Origin of the sequence: Marinomonas sp. CT5 (genome assembly GCF_018336975.1) — a bacterium.
Lineage (GTDB): Bacteria > Pseudomonadota > Gammaproteobacteria > Pseudomonadales > Marinomonadaceae > Marinomonas.
In genome coordinates this window covers 223,810-241,034 of record NZ_CP025572.1, presented here as the reverse complement: position 1 = coordinate 241,034, position 17,225 = coordinate 223,810, and the positions used below count along the sequence as shown (strand labels likewise).

17 protein-coding genes and 1 pseudogene are annotated in these 17,225 nt (G+C 46.2%); 13 read left to right on the top strand and 5 right to left on the bottom strand.

Annotation, left to right across the window (positions count from 1 at the left end):
- Nucleotides 1-21 precede the first annotated feature (21 nt).
- Nucleotides 22-717 carry a helix-turn-helix transcriptional regulator gene (locus C0J08_RS01095; RefSeq protein WP_212654305.1) on the bottom strand — a complete coding sequence of 232 codons (696 nt, stop codon included), beginning with the start codon at nt 715-717 and terminating at the stop codon, nt 22-24.
- A gap of 85 nt (nt 718-802) precedes the next feature.
- On the opposite strand from C0J08_RS01095, the gene C0J08_RS01090 reads away from it, so the two are divergent.
- The 5 genes and pseudogenes from C0J08_RS01090 to C0J08_RS01070 all read left to right on the top strand — a co-directional run bounded on the left by C0J08_RS01090 (nt 803) and on the right by C0J08_RS01070 (nt 6,047).
- Nucleotides 803-1,204, top strand: coding sequence for a VOC family protein (locus C0J08_RS01090; protein ID WP_212654304.1), 402 nt, complete (start codon nt 803-805; stop codon nt 1,202-1,204).
- 204 nt (nt 1,205-1,408) lie between these two features.
- Nucleotides 1,409-4,144, top strand: coding sequence for a DNA polymerase I (polA, locus tag C0J08_RS01085; RefSeq protein ID WP_212656213.1), 2,736 nt, complete (start codon nt 1,409-1,411; stop codon nt 4,142-4,144).
- A gap of 158 nt (nt 4,145-4,302) precedes the next feature.
- A complete protein-coding gene (locus tag C0J08_RS01080; RefSeq protein WP_212654303.1) occupies nt 4,303-4,953 on the top strand; it encodes an Abi family protein in 651 nt (216 codons plus the stop codon).
- Nucleotides 4,954-4,989: 36 nt separating this feature from the next.
- A pseudogene (locus C0J08_RS01075) lies at nt 4,990-5,160 on the top strand (DNA polymerase); the annotation flags it as partial.
- 119 nt (nt 5,161-5,279) lie between these two features.
- On the top strand, nt 5,280-6,047 hold the full coding sequence (locus C0J08_RS01070) for an FRG domain-containing protein (protein WP_212654301.1): 768 nt from the start codon (nt 5,280-5,282) through the stop codon (nt 6,045-6,047).
- Between the two features lie 64 nt (nt 6,048-6,111).
- On the opposite strand, the gene C0J08_RS01065 is transcribed toward C0J08_RS01070, so the two are convergent.
- A complete protein-coding gene (locus tag C0J08_RS01065; RefSeq protein ID WP_212654300.1) occupies nt 6,112-6,330 on the bottom strand; it encodes a hypothetical protein in 219 nt (72 codons plus the stop codon).
- A 122-nt stretch (nt 6,331-6,452) separates the two neighbouring features.
- Here C0J08_RS01065 and C0J08_RS01060 point away from each other — a divergent pair, with 122 nt between their 5' ends.
- On the top strand, nt 6,453-7,295 hold the full coding sequence (locus tag C0J08_RS01060) for an alpha/beta fold hydrolase (RefSeq protein ID WP_212654299.1): 843 nt from the start codon (nt 6,453-6,455) through the stop codon (nt 7,293-7,295).
- 122 nt (nt 7,296-7,417) lie between these two features.
- Nucleotides 7,418-8,200: a GGDEF domain-containing protein gene (locus C0J08_RS01055; RefSeq protein WP_212654298.1), complete on the top strand. Its 783-nt coding sequence runs from the start codon at nt 7,418-7,420 to the stop codon at nt 8,198-8,200.
- A gap of 248 nt (nt 8,201-8,448) precedes the next feature.
- Here the strand turns inward: C0J08_RS01055 and C0J08_RS01050 are convergent, their stop codons facing one another.
- On the bottom strand, nt 8,449-8,700 hold the full coding sequence (locus C0J08_RS01050; RefSeq protein ID WP_212654297.1) for an NAD(P)-dependent oxidoreductase: 252 nt from the start codon (nt 8,698-8,700) through the stop codon (nt 8,449-8,451).
- A gap of 391 nt (nt 8,701-9,091) precedes the next feature.
- Nucleotides 9,092-10,663, bottom strand: a complete 1,572-nt coding sequence (locus tag C0J08_RS01045; protein WP_212654296.1) for an amidase — start codon at nt 10,661-10,663, stop codon at nt 9,092-9,094.
- 207 nt (nt 10,664-10,870) lie between these two features.
- Here C0J08_RS01045 and C0J08_RS01040 point away from each other — a divergent pair, with 207 nt between their 5' ends.
- Nucleotides 10,871-11,647, top strand: coding sequence for a helix-turn-helix domain-containing protein (locus C0J08_RS01040; protein WP_212654295.1), 777 nt, complete (start codon nt 10,871-10,873; stop codon nt 11,645-11,647).
- Between the two features lie 195 nt (nt 11,648-11,842).
- Here the strand turns inward: C0J08_RS01040 and C0J08_RS01035 are convergent, their stop codons facing one another.
- A complete protein-coding gene (locus tag C0J08_RS01035) occupies nt 11,843-12,793 on the bottom strand; it encodes a LysR family transcriptional regulator (RefSeq protein WP_212654294.1) in 951 nt (316 codons plus the stop codon).
- Between the two features lie 109 nt (nt 12,794-12,902).
- On the opposite strand from C0J08_RS01035, the gene dctP reads away from it, so the two are divergent.
- From dctP to C0J08_RS01010, 5 genes are all read left to right on the top strand, one after another.
- A complete protein-coding gene (dctP, locus tag C0J08_RS01030; RefSeq protein WP_212654293.1) occupies nt 12,903-13,916 on the top strand; it encodes a TRAP transporter substrate-binding protein DctP in 1,014 nt (337 codons plus the stop codon).
- A 126-nt stretch (nt 13,917-14,042) separates the two neighbouring features.
- Complete coding sequence (locus C0J08_RS01025) at nt 14,043-14,492, top strand: TRAP transporter small permease (RefSeq protein WP_212654292.1); 450 nt, start codon at nt 14,043-14,045, stop codon at nt 14,490-14,492.
- A 2-nt stretch (nt 14,493-14,494) separates the two neighbouring features.
- Nucleotides 14,495-15,772 carry a TRAP transporter large permease gene (locus C0J08_RS01020; protein ID WP_212654291.1) on the top strand — a complete coding sequence of 426 codons (1,278 nt, stop codon included), beginning with the start codon at nt 14,495-14,497 and terminating at the stop codon, nt 15,770-15,772.
- A 9-nt stretch (nt 15,773-15,781) separates the two neighbouring features.
- Nucleotides 15,782-16,117, top strand: coding sequence for a hypothetical protein (locus C0J08_RS01015; protein WP_212654290.1), 336 nt, complete (start codon nt 15,782-15,784; stop codon nt 16,115-16,117).
- Nucleotides 16,118-16,128: 11 nt separating this feature from the next.
- On the top strand, nt 16,129-17,112 hold the full coding sequence (locus C0J08_RS01010; protein ID WP_212654289.1) for an alpha/beta hydrolase: 984 nt from the start codon (nt 16,129-16,131) through the stop codon (nt 17,110-17,112).
- The last annotated feature ends 113 nt before the right edge of the window (nt 17,113-17,225 follow it).

Below are 17,225 nucleotides of genomic sequence, written 5' to 3'. Positions count from 1 at the left end.
GTAATGTTAAAAACATGCGATTTAACATTTATTCAGCCAAGTCTGCTCACGCCACAATTCCCAACGCTGTCGCAGCTCATTACCTGCAATCGGCACGCTGGTATCCAATCTGTCTATCTGCCGAATTCTATCCACTCGAAAATGACGATACTGCTGACGCTGTTCACACCATGCGATTAATAAACAATAGGCTTCGTCATACCCTAAAATAATGGGCCACACCACTCTTTCGGATTTATTGTCATCTCGATCGAAATAGGTAATGCGTATCTTTTTGTTTGCTCTAATGGCCTCTCGCAAATACCGTGTATCTTGCTTTTCAGGCTCCAACTCTCTGGGTTTTATGCGCACGCCCGCATCACTCAGCGTGGCAATAAAACTGGGAGGAATAACGTCTCTAATTTTAGCAAAGACATCTTTGGCGGAATTGCCGATGGTTTTATCTGGAAGGCTTTGCACAAGCTGGACACCTAACACCAGCGCTTCCAGCTCATCTTGTGTGAACATCAATGGAGGCATACTGTAAAATGTGCTTAATGTATAACCTAAGCCCGCCTCTCCTTCGATTGGCACCCTTTGCCCCACCAAATCGGCAATGTCTCGATAAACCGTTCGCTTAGAAACCTCTAACTCCTCAGCCAACTTAGCCGCCGTCACAGGCCTATTTACCCGCCTCAATATTTGAATGAGTTGAAATAATCTATCGGCACGTCGCATTTTTTTCTCCTATTGCCACAACGCTGTCAGCATCAGGGTGACATACTCATTTTGCACTCTCTGACTCTCATTAAAAAGGTGAAGTATGACTCTATTTTCCACTCGGCTCATTGTTAACGACATCAAAAAGATGGTTAGCTTCTACGAATTTATTAGCGAACGGGAAGCGGACTGGCTCGCTCCGGTATTTGCTGAGCTAAAAACAGAAAAGGCTCATTTAGCATTCGGCAGTATAGAAACCGTTGCCCTGTTTAAAGAAGGTTGCGCTGAACCCTCTTTCAACCGCACGGCGATTCTCGAATTCTTAGTAGATGATGTTGATAAAGAATTTGAACGTCTGGAAAACCGGGTCGATCTGGTTCACCCCCCTAAAGACATGCCTTGGGGCAACCGAACCTTTCAATTTAGAGACCCAGAAGGCAACCTAGTGTCGTTTTTTACACCTAAAACCAGCGAGGCAAAAGATCGTTTTAATCTAGGTGCCTAGTGTCTCAACGTCCACTTTCTATATTGGCCTAACCTTCGTTAGGCCAATAACCGTTTTGTATTGTTGGATTGACCATCCTACTTAAAACTTAATTCGCCATTTTGGCTGTAAAAACACGCTCAAACACATAGAATAGACCTCATATTTGCCGATTCACAAAGAGGTTCTATTTTGGCTACGGATTCAACAACACGCACACCACCTATGGTTTTGGTAGACGGCTCGTCTTACCTTTACCGAGCATTCCACGCGATTCCACCGATGCACACCAGCGATGGCCAACCGACCAACGCCACGCGTGGGGTGATCAGCATGATCCGCAGCCTTATCAAAACCTACCCAGATTCCCCCATGGTCATCATCTTCGATGCCAAGGGCAAAACCTTCCGCGACGAGATCTACAGCGAATACAAAGCGCACCGCCCGCCGATGCCGGACGACCTTCGCCCACAAATCGAACCCATTCACCGCGTGGTGGAAGCCATGGGCTTGCCACTGGTGATCATAGATAACGTAGAAGCCGACGACGTGATCGGCACCATCGCCAAACAAGTAGGCGAACAAGGCCGTGACGTGGTGGTTTCTACGGGCGATAAAGACATGGCTCAGTTGGTTACCGACAAAGTCACCCTGGTGAACACCATGAACAACACGGTCATGGACATCCAAGGTGTGAAAGACAAGTTCGGCATTCCGCCTGAACTTATTATCGATTACCTCGCACTGATGGGCGACAAAGTCGATAACATCCCAGGCGTACCAGGCGTAGGTGAAAAAACCGCCCTTGCCTTGTTGCAAGGATTGGGCAGCATCAAAGACATCTACACCCGCTTAGACGAGATCGCTGCGTTGGGCTTCCGTGGTTCCAAAACCATGAAACAAAAAATGGAAGACAACAAAGAAATGGCAGAGTTGTCTTACACCTTGGCCACCATCAAATGCGACGTAGAGCTGCCCTTCGATCCTCAAGAATTGAAAAACGGCGAAGCGGACAAAGAAAAACTGCGCGAGTGGTTCACCAAACTCGAATTCAAAACTTGGTTGTCTGACCTAGATAAAGCGCCAAGCGTCGAAACCGCCAGCGACACTGTGGGTAATGATGGCCAAGTGGAAACACCGGTTAAATCCAATATTGAAGCCAACTACGACACCGTCTTAGACAAAGACAGCTTCAACAAATGGCTAGAAAAAATCCAAGCCGCTGAGCTGGTTGCCTTCGATACCGAAACCACATCGCTGAACTACATGGCCGCCGAACTGGTTGGCTTGTCCTTCTCGGTAGAAGCCGGCGAAGCCGCTTACGTTCCTGTCGCCCATGATTACGAAGGTGCGCCAGAACAACTGGACCGCGCTTGGGTGCTAGAACAGCTGAAACCTTGGTTAGAAAACGACAGCAAAGCCAAAGTCGGCCAACACCTAAAATACGACGCCAACGTGCTGAACAACTACGGCATCACCTTACGCGGTATCGCTTACGACACCATGTTGGAATCTTATGTGTACAATTCCGTGAGTTCACGTCACGACATGGACACCTTGGCGAGCAAGTTCCTTGGTCACACCAACGTGAGCTTTGAAGACATCGCTGGCAAAGGCGCAAAACAAAAAACCTTCAACCAAATCGATTTAGAAGTCGCCGCTTTCTACGCCGCGGAAGACGCCGACATCACCTTACGTTTGCACCAAGCGATTTGGCCGAAAATCGAAACCACGCCAGAACTCGTCAGCATTTTCAAAGACATCGAATGCCCGCTGATTCCGGTATTGGCGAAAATGGAACAAACGGGTGCCTTGATTGACCCAGAACTGCTTCATGCACAAAGCAGCGAGATCGCCGCTAAATTGCAGGAGATCGAGATCAAAGCCCACGAAGAAGCAGGCGAAAGCTTCAACCTAAGCTCGCCGAAGCAACTGCAAGTCATCTTGTTCGAAAAACAAGGCTTGCCGGTGATCAAGAAAACACCAAAAGGCCAGCCATCCACCGCCGAGCCGATCTTGCAAGAACTGGCACAAGACTACGAACTGCCACGCTTGATCATGGAACACCGCAGTCTGTCTAAGTTGAAATCCACTTACACCGACAAGCTGCCAGAAATGCTACAAAAAACCGGCCGCATTCATACGTCTTATCATCAAGCCGTCACTGCGACAGGCCGATTGTCTTCGACCGATCCGAACTTACAGAACATCCCCATTCGTACCACCGAAGGTCGACGCATTCGCCAAGCCTTTGTGGCGCCAAAAGGTTACAAACTGGTCGCCGCCGATTATTCGCAAGTCGAATTACGCATCATGGCGCACCTGTCCCAAGATCCGGGCTTATTAGACGCCTTCACCAAAGACGCCGACGTGCACAAAGCCACCGCTGCGGAAGTGTTCGAAGTCAGCCTAGACGAGGTCACCACAGAACAGCGCCGCCGTGCCAAAGCCATCAACTTCGGTTTGATCTACGGCATGTCTGCCTTTGGTCTAGCGAAACAGCTTGGCATTGGTCGCCCAGAAGCAGGCAAATACATCAAACGCTACTTCGAACGTTACCCAGGCGTACAGCAATACATGGAAAACACCCGCGAAGGCGCGAAAGAAAAAGGCTACGTAGAAACCATCTACGGCCGCCGCTTGTACCTGCCAGACATCAAAGCGAAAAACGCCATGATGCGCCAAGCCGCCGAACGCACCGCCATCAACGCCCCCATGCAAGGCTCCGCTGCCGACATCATCAAACGCGCCATGATCAAAATGCACGACTGGCTACAAGGCACCGACCTAGACGTGAAAATGATCATGCAAGTACACGATGAACTCATCTTCGAAGTGGCCGAAAAAGACCTCGACACCGCACAAAAGAAAATCGTCGACATCATGCAGAACAGCAGCAAAATCGACGTACCGTTGTTGGTTGAAGCGGGTGTTGGGGATAATTGGGACGAGGCGCATTAGTGCCTCGTACCATAGCCCTAAAACGAAAAAAGCCATGCTAGGCATGGCTTTATATTTCGTCTGTCTTCGGTGGGCTGCCTAAGCAGGGATATCCGAAGCTCTCGATAACAATGCTAGTTAAAAAGCGTTAATCAGTCAAGACAGGTTAGGAGGCAAGGATGCCTTATACTGCAATAAAACACGCCCTTTCAATTAATCGATTCTCAACGTATCGACAAGCGGTTATTCGTTCAATAGGGAAAAGCTGCAATACAACAACGCTGAGACTTTATGAATGGAATGCCGAGCTTTCCAGTCGCTTTTTCTTTCCAATACATATTTACGAAGTCGCCATACGCAATGCTATCTCTGATGCCATTAGCATTCGTTATGGCAGCGACCGGCCAACCAACGCCGTCTTTCAAAACTCTCTCAATCATTTAGACAAGCAAACGCTTCAATCTGCGCTAAGTAACGGTTACCACGGCGTCGGCAAGCTACTCCCTGAAATCAAATTCGTATGGTTTGAAAATATGCTCACAAGCCGACACGATGGCCGCATATGGAAGCCATACATCACCAAAACCTTTCCAAATGCACTGACATACATGACACCACAAGAAATCAGAAAAGCGTTAAAAGACGCATGCTATATCATACGAAAGTTCCGAAACCGATGCGGTCATCATGAGCCAATATTTAACAGTGCGAATTTGTATGATGTCTATCCACATATTCGTGAGTCATTGAACTGGCGATGCGCAACAACGAGCCAATGGATGGATAACAAACAGTCCGTTAGTGAACTATTGTGTAAGCCTGTGATATAAAGCGGTATGCTCGACTGACTCGACGACGCCGACCTAGACGTGAAAATGATCATGCAAGTACACGATGAACTCATCTTCGAAGTCGCCGAAAAAGACCTAGAAAAAGCCCAAGCAAAAATCGTCGACATCATGCAAAACAGCAGCAAAATCGACGAGCTATTGCTGGTAGAAGCCGGAGTTGGAGACAACTGGGACGAGGTGCATTAAGCTTCGAGTCTAATTACCCTAAAAGGGTAAGGGCAGCATTGGATCAGGTTTACACGAAAAGCATTTCTAACGGGAGTAGAGTTTTGAAAGTGATGAATTTCCAAGGATGTTTTTAAACCATGAATAATAATTACAGCGAAGATTTGGAATTGCAGCGAGAGTTTGAGGGGTTCTGGAAAGAATTTCATATTCTAACCAACGATCCCGATGGTGCTTTCTACAATCGTCAAGTTTATAGAGGGCATTCAAATAACGAATATAAGCTGTTGCCGTCAATCGCACGGAGTGACAAACACAATAACCCTCATTTCTTGACCTATGAGAGGCAAGTGATGGCAGATTTTCAGCGAAGGGCCACACCTTTTATAAATCGAAAGGATAGACCAGAAGCTTCTATTGATTGGGTGATAATGGCTCAGCACTACGGAGTTTCAACTCGGCTACTTGATTGGACAACCAACCCAATGGTTGCACTATTTTTTGCTGTCGAGAAAAATGATAATTGTGATGGAGCACTTTATATCTGCTCTGATGCTCAGATTGTTGATGAGCCAGAATTTATTGACTATGAAAAGGCGAAATTTTTACCTGAATGGGAATTGGAGTTTCATGACAACCCATTTGGCCCTAGAGGGTTAAAACACTACGGTGAGTTAGTATTTATAAGGCCCCAATATCTGGACCGTAGGTATGAAAATCAGGCAACCATGCTTTCTTGTCCTGCTGATCCATTTTTTGAACAATCGGCTTTAGTTGAATATTCAATTCCAATAGCAAAAGAAATTAAACCGTTTATTCGTCGTTATTTATCGCAAATAGGTTTTTCTTATTCTTTTATATACCCTGGTATTGAGGGTGCAGCAAAGGATATCAATTCGGTTTGGTGAGTTTTAAGAATATGAGCGATTCAAAACAGTTTTGGTTAAAAGGCAATTGGGGTCAGATGAAAAATTAATCCATCTGACTTGGTTTCCTACCGCGCTTTCTTGGCGTCGCTCGCCTACCCGTTAACTTCTCAATCTCTTCTTTGAATCTGTCATTCCCCAGTGCCATATCTGAATGCGTAGCGGATCGAATCCGTCCGAGCTCTTCTTCTGGGATGTGGCATTTGAATAAAGCTTGATAACGCTTCGCTCGCGTTTCCTGCTGAAAGCTAAGCTTCACTGGCAAAACTATAAATCTTCTATTTTCATCTGCCCAATTTCACCAATTTTATAAAAAGACTTGCCCTTTTCTGATAATGTGCCTTAGATAACATAAGCTGTGCTAATAATGAAAAAATAGGGCAAATTATGTTGATAACATCAAACTCTTCCACCAATAACATTGACGTTATCCAGCGTAACAACGTCAAAATTTCTGGACAAGGAAACCAAGCGATTGTTCTGGCCCACGGTTTCGGGTGCGATCAATCCATGTGGAGTTATCTACTCCCTCACCTAGAATCCAACTATACGGTGGTCTGCTTCGACTATGTGGGCAGCGGCCAATCTCAATTAAGTCTTTACGACCCTGAACGCTACGCTAAGCTCGAAGGCTATGCCCTTGACGTAATCGAATTGCTTGAGGGTTTGTCGATGTCCTCTGTCATCTTCGTGGGCCATTCGGTTAGCAGTATGATCGGCTTATTGGCATCGTTAAAACGCCCAGAATTGTTCGCATCGTTAATTATGGTTTGCCCTTCACCCTGCTTTTTGAATATTGGCGAAGAATACCAAGGGGGATTCGAACGCGAGGATTTAGAAGAGCTGATCAACCTAATGGATAAAAATTACATTGGGTGGGCTAATTATCTGGCTCCACTTGTCATGGGCACAGGTCACAGCGAAGAATTAACAACACATCTTACTAACAGCTTTTGCTCAACGGATCCCACATATTCTAAGCCATTCGCTAAGGCAACCTTCTTTTCCGACTACCGCCACTTGCTTAGCGAATCAAAGCACCCTTGTTTAATTTTGCAGAGTGAAAACGACTCCCTAGCATCCTTAGACATCGGGCAGTATGTTCACCAACATTTACCTCACTCGTCGCTGGAAGTAATCCACGCAACCGGACACTGCTTACACATGACGCATCCAGAAACTGTCTCAGTCTATATCGAACGCTTTATTACTCAGCAGGCCAAGAAGTGAAGCCACCGTCTTTTCCCTGTGGATTGTTAATCAGTGATTTGAGAACGAGAAAAATCGAGTACGCTAATGACTTCTTTGCGGAACGCTTTGGTTTCGCCCCTTTAGAATTATCGGGGAACGACGTGGCAAATTTATTCACTAAAGCTAGTGAAATCCTATTTGAAAGCTACCTTTACCCCTCTTTAATCAAAGAGGGGTTTCTTGATGAAACGCAGGCAGTTATCCTGACGGCAAACAAAACACGAACGCCAGTCACGCTTAACACTCGCCTCTCTCATGACGATAAAGTCTATTGGTCTCTGTTCATATCAGAGAAACGGGATAAGTTGCATCAAGAGCTGATCACCACGCGGGACGAATTAGAACAACAAACCAAAAATCTAACCAAACTCTCTAGTGTAGACGATCTCACCAGTCTGCTGAATCGGCGTGAAGCTACGCGTCGAATACACGATTTAATGGGCGAAGCGAGTTATCTGCACCCACTGACCATATTGTTGATCGACATTGATCACTTTAAGAAAGTCAACGACACCTATGGACATCAAACAGGCGATCTAATATTAAAGCAGGTTGCTCAACGTCTTGAGGCAAACTTTCCGGAGAATCACGTTATTTGTCGATGGGGTGGTGAAGAGTTTCTCATCGCTTTAGCAAATACCGATATGCAAACCGTCATCATGTTTGACAAAACATTCCACCAAGACCTGCATCGCGTGACGCTAAATGACTATCATCTCAAGGTCAGCATCGGTGTCGCAGAATATACAGGGCAGCATTTAGAAATCACCTTAGAACGGCTCATTCATCAAGCCGATATCGCCTTATACGAAGCAAAAAACAGCGGTCGCAACAAAACCTGCTTCTTCAGACAGTTAGGGATAGATGAAAATCACGCCTTCTAATCCTGTTATCTTACGCGCTTTCTTGGCGTCACTCGCCTACCCGTTAGCTTCTCGATCTGCTCTTTGAAAAGTTCGTTTCCCAGTGCCATATCTGAATGCGTCGCGGATCGAATCCGTCCGAGTTCTTCTTCTGGGATGCGGCATTTGAATAAAGCTTGGTAACGCTTCGCTCGCGTTTTTTGCTGGCGGCTAAGCTTGAGCTAAAGTTCATGTGGTTGCCAAAGTTTTCTATTTTCATCTGCCCCAATTTAGCAACTCGCAATAGCGGGCGCTGTTTGTATCAGTTCGTCTTTCTCGATAGCAGCAACCATAAACTTAGCAAAGTCGACACGACGCACTCGGTTATGGGCAATGCGTTTATCCCCTACGTGTTCCGCCCAAATAGGCATTCCTTGGCTGTCACCTTCTTCTAGATCACAGCCGCGTACAACGGTCCAAGGTTGTTTTGAGGCAAATATGGCATTAGTCGCGCGTACTTGGTCGGCAATGTCGGTAAGCAATTGGGGTCAGATGAAAATTTAATTCATCTGACTTGGTTTCCTTCCGCGTTTTCTTGGCGTCACTCGCCTACCCGTTAACTTCTCAATCTCATCTTTGAATCTGTCATTCCCCAGTGCCATATCTGAATGCGTAGCGGATCGAATTCGTCCGAGTTCTTCTTCTGGGATGTGGTATTTGCATCTCTATTTTCATCTGCACCCAATTTACTGCATTTACTGGATGATGTGTTGCGGGATACCAATAGGACAAAGTCGGGGAAGTAAGCCTTATTTCACTCCTTTGAAATAAGGCTTACTTGTAAGCTCTGACTGAACATCCTGTTCGTATCAGATTCGTTTACATCTTACGACACAAGTTTATGGGGTTTAGAGGTGGATCATTGTTGAATTTTCATTTGCCCTTAATTCTGCTTAGTTCAGGTTTATGCTGTAGATAACCACATACCTGCTCATAAGCCTTGGCAATCTGAAGTACCTTAAGATCTTGTTGATGTCGACCAATCAACTGAATTCCCATTGGTCTGCCTTGTGGGTCAAAACCTGCAGGAACATTAGCAACAGGACAACCACTGAGCGTGCCGGGAACAACCACTTCCATCCAGCGATGATAGGTATCCATTTGACGGCCATTAATTTCTTTCGGCCAATGAGTATTTGCGCTAAATGGGAAAACTTGGGCAGAGGGCAACGCGACAACATCAAAACGATCAAACAGTGCATCTAGGGCTTGATACCATCTACTTCTGGCTTTAGAAGCCTCAAAGACATCCATTCCAGAGAGCTCCAGTCCGCCTTCAATCTCCCATATAGCTTCTGGCTTCATGAGGGAACGATTGGCTTGTTTCTTATACAGATCGTTTACACCACCTGCGATCAGGAAGTGACGTAATGTCAACCAAGCTTGCCAGACCTCTTCCATAGGATGCTGCATATTAACAGTTTCTACGTGCCCACCTAGTACTTCGAAGTGCTTCAATGCTTGTTCACATGTGGAGAGTACGCCAGGCTCCATGGACAGATAACCATTGAAGTCACCTAGCCACGCTACCTTAATACCTTTGGTATCTACATCTAAGTTTTGACTGAACACCTGGGTATTAGAAGGCAGGGATAATGGTGTTCTTGAATCGTATCCAGCCATTGTGGATAACAGCATTGCGGTATCCTGTACCGTTCTTCCCATCGGCCCTTCATAACCCAGTTGCTGGAAAAAGACCTCACTTGTAGGACCAAAGGGGACTCGTCCTTGAGTGGGTCTGAAACCGATAATATTGTTATAGGCCGCAGGGTTACGCAAAGAGCCCATCATGTCACTGCCGTCGGCGACAGGTACCATACCTGTTGCAACAGCGACAGCTGCCCCACCACTACTGCCACCGGCACACAGTTCATGGTTGTATGCGTTTCGGGTGACACCAAAGACGTTATTATACGTTTGAGAACCCAACCCAAATTCCGGGGTATTGGTTTTTCCGATTAAAATAGCACCAGCATTTCGGATACGCTCAACAAAAATAGCGTCGTGTTTGGGGACCCAATTCTTCAGGATTGGAGACCCCATGGTCGTTGCAATACCCGCTGTAGCCGCTAGGTCTTTAACAGCATGAGGCATGCCATGCATCCAACCACGATAATGGCCTTTTGCCAGCTCCTGGTCAGCCTTATGGGCTTCCTGCAATAGAATGTTTCTGTCTCTTAAAGAAACCACCGCATTGTAAGTTGGATTATAGGTATCAATTTGAGCCAAGTAGCTGTTCATGACCTCGAAACAACTGACCTGCTTATTTTTGATGATTTGGGACAGATCTACAGCACTCAATTTCAAGAGTTGATCAGGGGAGTTGACTCCATTCTGTGCAGATAAGGCCCAACTTGGGGTCACCTGAACAGCTGCTGCCAGTACCCCTAACTGACCGCCATTTTTTATTAATTGTCTACGGGTTAAATCAATTGAAGAACTCACAGCATATACTCCTTAAAGTAGATTTCGTATGAATCCCATACGCTACTTCATAACGTGGAATGATGCCGATTTACTGGTTCCACAATACGGAATCAAATCTTTTACCGGACCGGTCAGTCTTCAAAAATGCTATTGCGTCAGAATGAACTATCGACCATATTTATTTAATCAATTTTTCTAAAATTAAACATAATGGTCTAAAGCAAGATGCACTCTAAAGCCCTGCAGAAATCAAAGCTGATTATGGACACCATAAATGCCAGTGAAAGCGGAGCTCTTAGCTTGGAAAATATTCATATTTTGACACAGATACCTAAGCCAACTGTAAAAAGGTTGCTGGATGATCTGCAGGATCTGGGCGTGGTTTACCGCAAGCTGAAGGATAAACAGTATGTTGTTTTGTATAGCCGAGGCCAGGATGATAATGATAAATACCTACTGGCCAGAGAGTTATCCCCTATCCTGACTCAGCTCCATAAAGAAACAAGCATGTACTCTGATATTGTCTATCTTCACAGGGGGGCACCGGTTATATTGGAAAGCAACTTTTCCTATAGCAATATCAGGTCTGCAGCTGAAAGAATAATGGACATCAGGTTTAGCCCATTACTGTCTGCTGCGGGACGGGCACTCTATAGCGAAAATAATATTTACCACCGCTCACAGCAAGGTTACAGTGGACTTAACTTTGAACAGTTAGCCGCTGAAAAAGCCTGCGGTATCTATCAACGTATCCCCGGCAGCTGGGAGCACCCATTTCCTCCACCCTTTCCTTTAGCCGCCATTGCCTTGCCTATACGTTTTAAACAAAAAACAGTTGCGGCTATTAATCTCTATTGGAGCACTCAGCTTCCACCTTCGAGCCAAATTCCCCCGTTTAAGTTAACCGCATTACATAATGCAAGAAATACCTTAGAAAAAATGCTACAGCAAGAGAGTGTTTGCCGTAAAACGCTGCCGCAACTGCTCCAGCAGGAATGGTAATCCCTCCATTTTATGGGGCCTTGGGGGCAGATAAATTTAATCCATCTGGCTCGGTTTCCTACCGCGCGTTCTTGGCGTCACTCGCCTACCTGTTAACTTCTCAATCTCTTCTTTGAATCTGTCATTCCCCAGTGCCATCTCTGAATGCGTAGCGGATCGAATCCGTCCAATCTCTTCTTTTGGAATATGATGTTCTTATCTGGTTGATTGATCATATATATCAGCCGGCCATTTATCCGTCTGAATCAGTTCCGTAACGACTTTAAGAAGCACCTCTTCAACCCGCTTAAGTAGATAAGACTCCGCTTTTTGCCGTCGAACAGCCAAGGATACCGTACGTGTAAACGAAGGCTTCACAATACGCTTATTAAATAGGGTTCCTGTGGTAAGTTCAGGCATAACGGACGACCTTGCCAAAATTGCGGCACCTAAACCTAACTCAATTTGCCTTATCAACTGGTGCCCTGCATCGATCTCAAGCACGATATTTAGATCGATTCCTTGTTTGTTTGCTTCCTTTTGTACTTCTGTTCTAAGGCCATGCCGCCGACTTGGAGCAATGAGTGGAATACGCTCTAGATCTTTGACCTCCAACTCGTCAGGGAGTTTGCTATTCAACTCTGAGTTGCAAATTAGATAAAGCTCTTCACAAAGCAGGTGAGTGACTTCAATTTGCGGAGTAGAGGTTCGATTAAACACAAAAGCAAAGTCTATCTCGCCAGTCTCTAACCATCCCTCGAGGTAACCGGAAAATGCCTCGGCTACCGTCAGCTCTATGCCTGGTAGAGAATTCTTCACTGCAAATATTAGAGGCGTCGTAAGAACTGCTGACACGGATGGAGGAAGACCTATCGAAACGGCTCCGACAGGGGATCCTTCCCAAGCAGCAATTTCAGCTATTGCATCGTCAACTAGTAGATTCAGCCGAGAAATATAACTCAGCAGTATCTTACCCTGCTCTGTGGGTTCTATTCCTCTCGAATGCCTTTTCATCAACGATGTATTCAATGCGGACTCAAGTCTTTGCATTCTTTGAGTCACCGCTGATTGGGTCGTGTTCAATTCTTTGGCAGCCCGAGTCATGTTGCCTACTTCACAGAGAACTACGAAATCATTTAGTAACGCGATATCCTTGGATCTCAACAAACTATTACCTTATATAATACCTAACCCTTAAAAACATAATTATTATTGATACTGTGTAAGAAGTAAACTGAACCTCTCGATCAAATAATTCTAAAAACAGGAGATATCTATGAAACGCTTTTTCACTGGGCTAATCTCAACCTGCACTTTAGCCGTGTTCACCCCCCTAGTGTTTGCTGCAGACTACCAACTAGATATTTCGTTGGACACCGCTCCTACCCATGTGCGAAATGTAGCGATGGTTAAATTTGCAAATGAGTTAAGCAAGCGCTCCAACGGTCAGCTTGAAGTGCGTGTATTCCACGCAGCGGCTCAATACAAAGGTGCAAACGTGCCGACAGCGCTTGCGCAAGGCGCTATCGATATGGGTGCTCCCATGCATCAACACTTCTCTAAAATCATCCCTGAAGCCGGTACTGTCCTGTTACCTATGTTCTATGGCGCCAGTCCAGAGAAAATTCACGCCGTTTGGGACGGTCCAGCTGGTGATGAGTTAAATCGTCTTATCGAGAAAAAGCTTCGCGTTAAAGTAATTGGGCGCTGGTTCGACCTAGGATATGGAACGGTATTCACAACCAATAAGCGGTTAGAGAAACCAGAAGATATGGATGGTATGAAAATACGTGTTCCTGGCGGCGCAGCGAACGTTCAGCGCTATAAAACGTTCGGCGCTAATCCTGTATCAATTCCGCTTTCTGATCTCCCTCAGGCTCTCCAACGAGGAACAGTCGATGGCATCTGGTCCACACAGGAAACGGTACGTTCTGCAAAGCTCTGGGAGAGTGGTATTCGCTACGGATTCGAAGACCGCCAGGCTTATCTGCAATACGTGCCAATGATTAGCCTAAGATCTTGGAACAAATATCCGACAGAAATTCAGAACCTTATTACTCTTACTTGGAACGACATGATTGACGAGGTTCGCTATGTCGCTACCGAGCACCAATTGGAAGCTCGTCATATTGGTGCAAGAAATGGCATAGAGACTGTCGATCCAACCCCTGAAAGCCTAGAAAATATGCGCCAACGCCTTCTCCTCGGCCAGCCTGAAGTGGTTGAAGAACTCGGAATCTCAAAAGATTTCGTTGCAATGGTCTCGGCTGAGCTCGATAAGCTCAACTGATCAGCATAGGGAGAACAAAATAGTTCTCCCCCTTTCAAGCTGGAGGTTATCCATATGGTAATTTTTGCTACCTGGCTCACTCGTGCATCTAAATGGCTGGCAGGTGCTGTAGGGGCATGTGCTTTGTTGCTCCTATGTGCGGTGGTCATTACACGCTACTTTTTTCCCCACGCATTCCCTGATTGGGGCACTGAGGTCATCATCTATTTAACGGTATGGGCTCTGTTTTTATCAATCGGAGAACTCGCGTTGAACGCGGGACATGTCAATGCCGACTTTGTCGTTGCCCAATTATCAACCAAAAAACAACGCACACTGGGTATCCTTGCTACGCTTATGGGTTTGACTTTTTCTGTACTGTTTTTCTACCAAGGATACGCGGTTGTCGAATTTGCTCACATGCTAGGTGAGGAAGGAGACAGCACTCTGAGGCTCCCCAAATGGATCTACTATTTGGCACTTCCTACCGGGATGGCGCTTCAGTGCATCGCCTATCTCACACGTCTCTGGTGTGAGCTTGTCAACTCGAATCAGTTGCCATCGGCTTCCCATTCAGACGAACTGCTTGGAGACTAATCATGGAATTTTTGTACGTAGGTGTGGCCCTTCTATTGGCTCTCGCACTAGGTATCCCTATCTATATCGTCTTGGGGCTACTCGCCGCAGTGATGTTCTACATAGAAGGCACGCCTCTGATGGCTCTCGCCCAAATATATGTGGACCATCTCAATTCAATAACACTGCTAGCGATCCCGTTTTTCATAATATCCGCTACATTCATGCAGCGGGGAGGGATCGCACAAGCACTGGTAGACTGGGCAAATGCCTGGGTTGGGCGCTTCACCGGAGGCCTTGGTATCGTTTGTGTCACGGCAACAACGATCTTTGCTGCAATCTCTGGGTCATCCGTCGCCACAGCGGTAGCGATGGGATTAATCATGGTTCCGGCCATGCTGAATCAAAAGTACGACCGCTCCTTTGCTGTAGGACTGGTCGGTGCATCCGGTACGTTAGGTATTCTGATTCCACCAAGCTTAGCTTTTATAGTCTTCGCGATTATTGCCGAGGAATCAGTACCACGACTATTCCTTGCCGGTGTCATTCCAGGTTTGATTCAAGCAGCCTTGTTTATTACATACTCGATATGGATTGCGAAGCGGCGCAATTACCCTCGCCAACCACCACTGCCGAAAGATGAATTTGTCGCTGTTAATATTCGAGCGCTTCCCGCTATTGCTGTGCCTGTCGTCATACTCGGGGGAATCTACAGCGGTATCGTGACCGTTTCCGAATCTGCTGGCATTGCAGCGCTGGTTTCTATCGTTGTAAGCGTATTCGTTTACAAAGGCTGCGGAATGAAGGACATCATTCCGATTATTGGGGATTCGATGAAATCCACAATATCCATTGTCATGATCATTATCACAGCTCTAGCCTTTGGGCATTGGTTAACGAAATCAGGTGCTCCTCAGAATCTAGCAGACTGGGTAATCAGCCTGAATTTAGCAACCTGGCAGTTCTTAATAGTCATCAATATTCTATTTTTGGTGTTGGGCACATTCCTAGAAGTGTTTGCGATCATGTTGATCACCTTACCAATACTGCTTCCACTTTTGGCACCGATGGGAATCGACCCAATTCATTTTGCAGTGCTGATGGTTATCAACATGGAACTTGCGCTATTAACACCACCAATCGGGCTAAATATTTTTGTCCTCAGTTCGATCACCAAAACGCCAGTTGCAGAGACCATAAAAGGCGTACTGCCATTCATGGTAATTCTGCTTATTCTCCTAATCGCAGTGACTTATATACCTAGTTTGTCGCTTTGGTTGCCAACATTAGTTTACGGGTAGGAGCGAATAATGCCTGTTATCAAAATTTTTTACTCAGAGACATTGGATGCTGCGGTTCGGGAGCAGAATGAAACAATCCAAGCGGGTTTAGAGCACATGATGCGAGAAGTCCTGCGGGCCGATCCAGCAAAATGCCAAGTCGTTTTCTCATGCTCAACATTTGTGACTCCGCTACCCGTATACGTAGATATGCAATTTAGAGCGAACGAGTACCGACAAGGAGCGGTGATAGAAACCGCGATGGACAAAGTAGTCGATGTAGTAGGTAAGGCTCTATCAACCGGCATTCGTATCCGTGCGTTCGCCATCGACCAATCAACTCTTTACGCCCGTGATGTCGATTAGAGGGAATGAAAATGTATTCAGAAAAGCAAAATCAGATAAGTATCTCCGAGATCGGAAGTTTTTTCTCAGGTGGACGCATAATTACCTTGGAAGGACAACCGACCCGTGAAGTTCAGGTTGCTCGTAATGCCAAGCCTCGATTCGTAGACCTTAACGGCGACTACGTCACAGGTCAGGCCTACGTACAATTCACACGTCAAGCCAAACCAGTATTCGACAGTCCATTAATGTTTTGGCACGGTGGAGCCATGACGGGTGTCACTTGGGAAACGACCCCTGATGGGCGACCCGGATGGCAAATGTACTTCTTACGCAAAGGCTTCGATACCTATGTTTGTGACGCGGTAGAGCGTGGCCGTGCTGGCTGGTCACCCTATCCAGAGATCTACGATACATCACCGATTTTCCGCACACGTAACGAAGCTTGGAGTTTGTTTCGATTCGGTCCAGCATCGAGTTGCAAAGATGAAAATCGCCTAGCAGCTAGTTTTCCAGAGCTGAAGTTCCCGATTGAACAGCTAGATTACTTCTGCTCACAATTCGTCCCTCGCTGGACTGACCATGGCGCGATAACACTCGATGCCTACTATGCTGCGGTGGAAAAAATTGGTCCCGTTTGGTTGGTGGCACACAGCCAAGGAGGAAACTTTGCCTTAGAAGCGGCTGCAAAGCACCCTGAGCTATTTCGTGGTGTGGTCGTAATTGAGCCAGCTTCTGCTCCTGCTGATATCGGAAATGCAGCACAAGTGCCGCATCTATTTGTGTGGGGCGATTACATAGGTGGTTCTGAAACATGGAAGGGATATAGAGCTCAGGTGGATGCCTATGTTGCTCAGTTGCAGGATCTCGGCGGCAACGTAGAGGTAATCGATCTTCCAGCGCTGGGAATAGTGGGTAACTCTCACGTACCAATGATGGACTCGAACTCAGATCAGGTTGCTGACCAAGTTTTCGATTGGATTAAGCGAAATGACAATGAGTCAGGTGAAAATTAATGCATCTGGTTCGGTGCCCAATCACTCTTTCTGGGCATCACTCGCCTACCTATTAGCTTCTCAATCTCTTCTTTAACAACAATTGGAGCCAGATGAAAATTAATTCATCTGGC

Bases quoted from the DNA above. Each gene is read 5' to 3' on its own strand.
- C0J08_RS01095 (WP_212654305.1), bottom strand. From the start codon at position 717: ATGCGACGTGCCGATAGATTATTTCAACTCATTCAAATATTGAGGCGG.
- C0J08_RS01090 (WP_212654304.1), top strand. From the start codon at position 803: ATGACTCTATTTTCCACTCGGCTCATTGTTAACGACATCAAAAAGATG.
- polA (WP_212656213.1), top strand. From the start codon at position 1,409: ATGGTTTTGGTAGACGGCTCGTCTTACCTTTACCGAGCATTCCACGCG.
- C0J08_RS01080 (WP_212654303.1), top strand. From the start codon at position 4,303: ATGCCTTATACTGCAATAAAACACGCCCTTTCAATTAATCGATTCTCA.
- C0J08_RS01070 (WP_212654301.1), top strand. From the start codon at position 5,280: ATGAATAATAATTACAGCGAAGATTTGGAATTGCAGCGAGAGTTTGAG.
- C0J08_RS01060 (WP_212654299.1), top strand. From the start codon at position 6,453: ATGTTGATAACATCAAACTCTTCCACCAATAACATTGACGTTATCCAG.
- C0J08_RS01040 (WP_212654295.1), top strand. From the start codon at position 10,871: ATGCACTCTAAAGCCCTGCAGAAATCAAAGCTGATTATGGACACCATA.
- dctP (WP_212654293.1), top strand. From the start codon at position 12,903: ATGAAACGCTTTTTCACTGGGCTAATCTCAACCTGCACTTTAGCCGTG.
- C0J08_RS01020 (WP_212654291.1), top strand. From the start codon at position 14,495: ATGGAATTTTTGTACGTAGGTGTGGCCCTTCTATTGGCTCTCGCACTA.
- C0J08_RS01015 (WP_212654290.1), top strand. From the start codon at position 15,782: ATGCCTGTTATCAAAATTTTTTACTCAGAGACATTGGATGCTGCGGTT.
- C0J08_RS01010 (WP_212654289.1), top strand. From the start codon at position 16,129: ATGTATTCAGAAAAGCAAAATCAGATAAGTATCTCCGAGATCGGAAGT.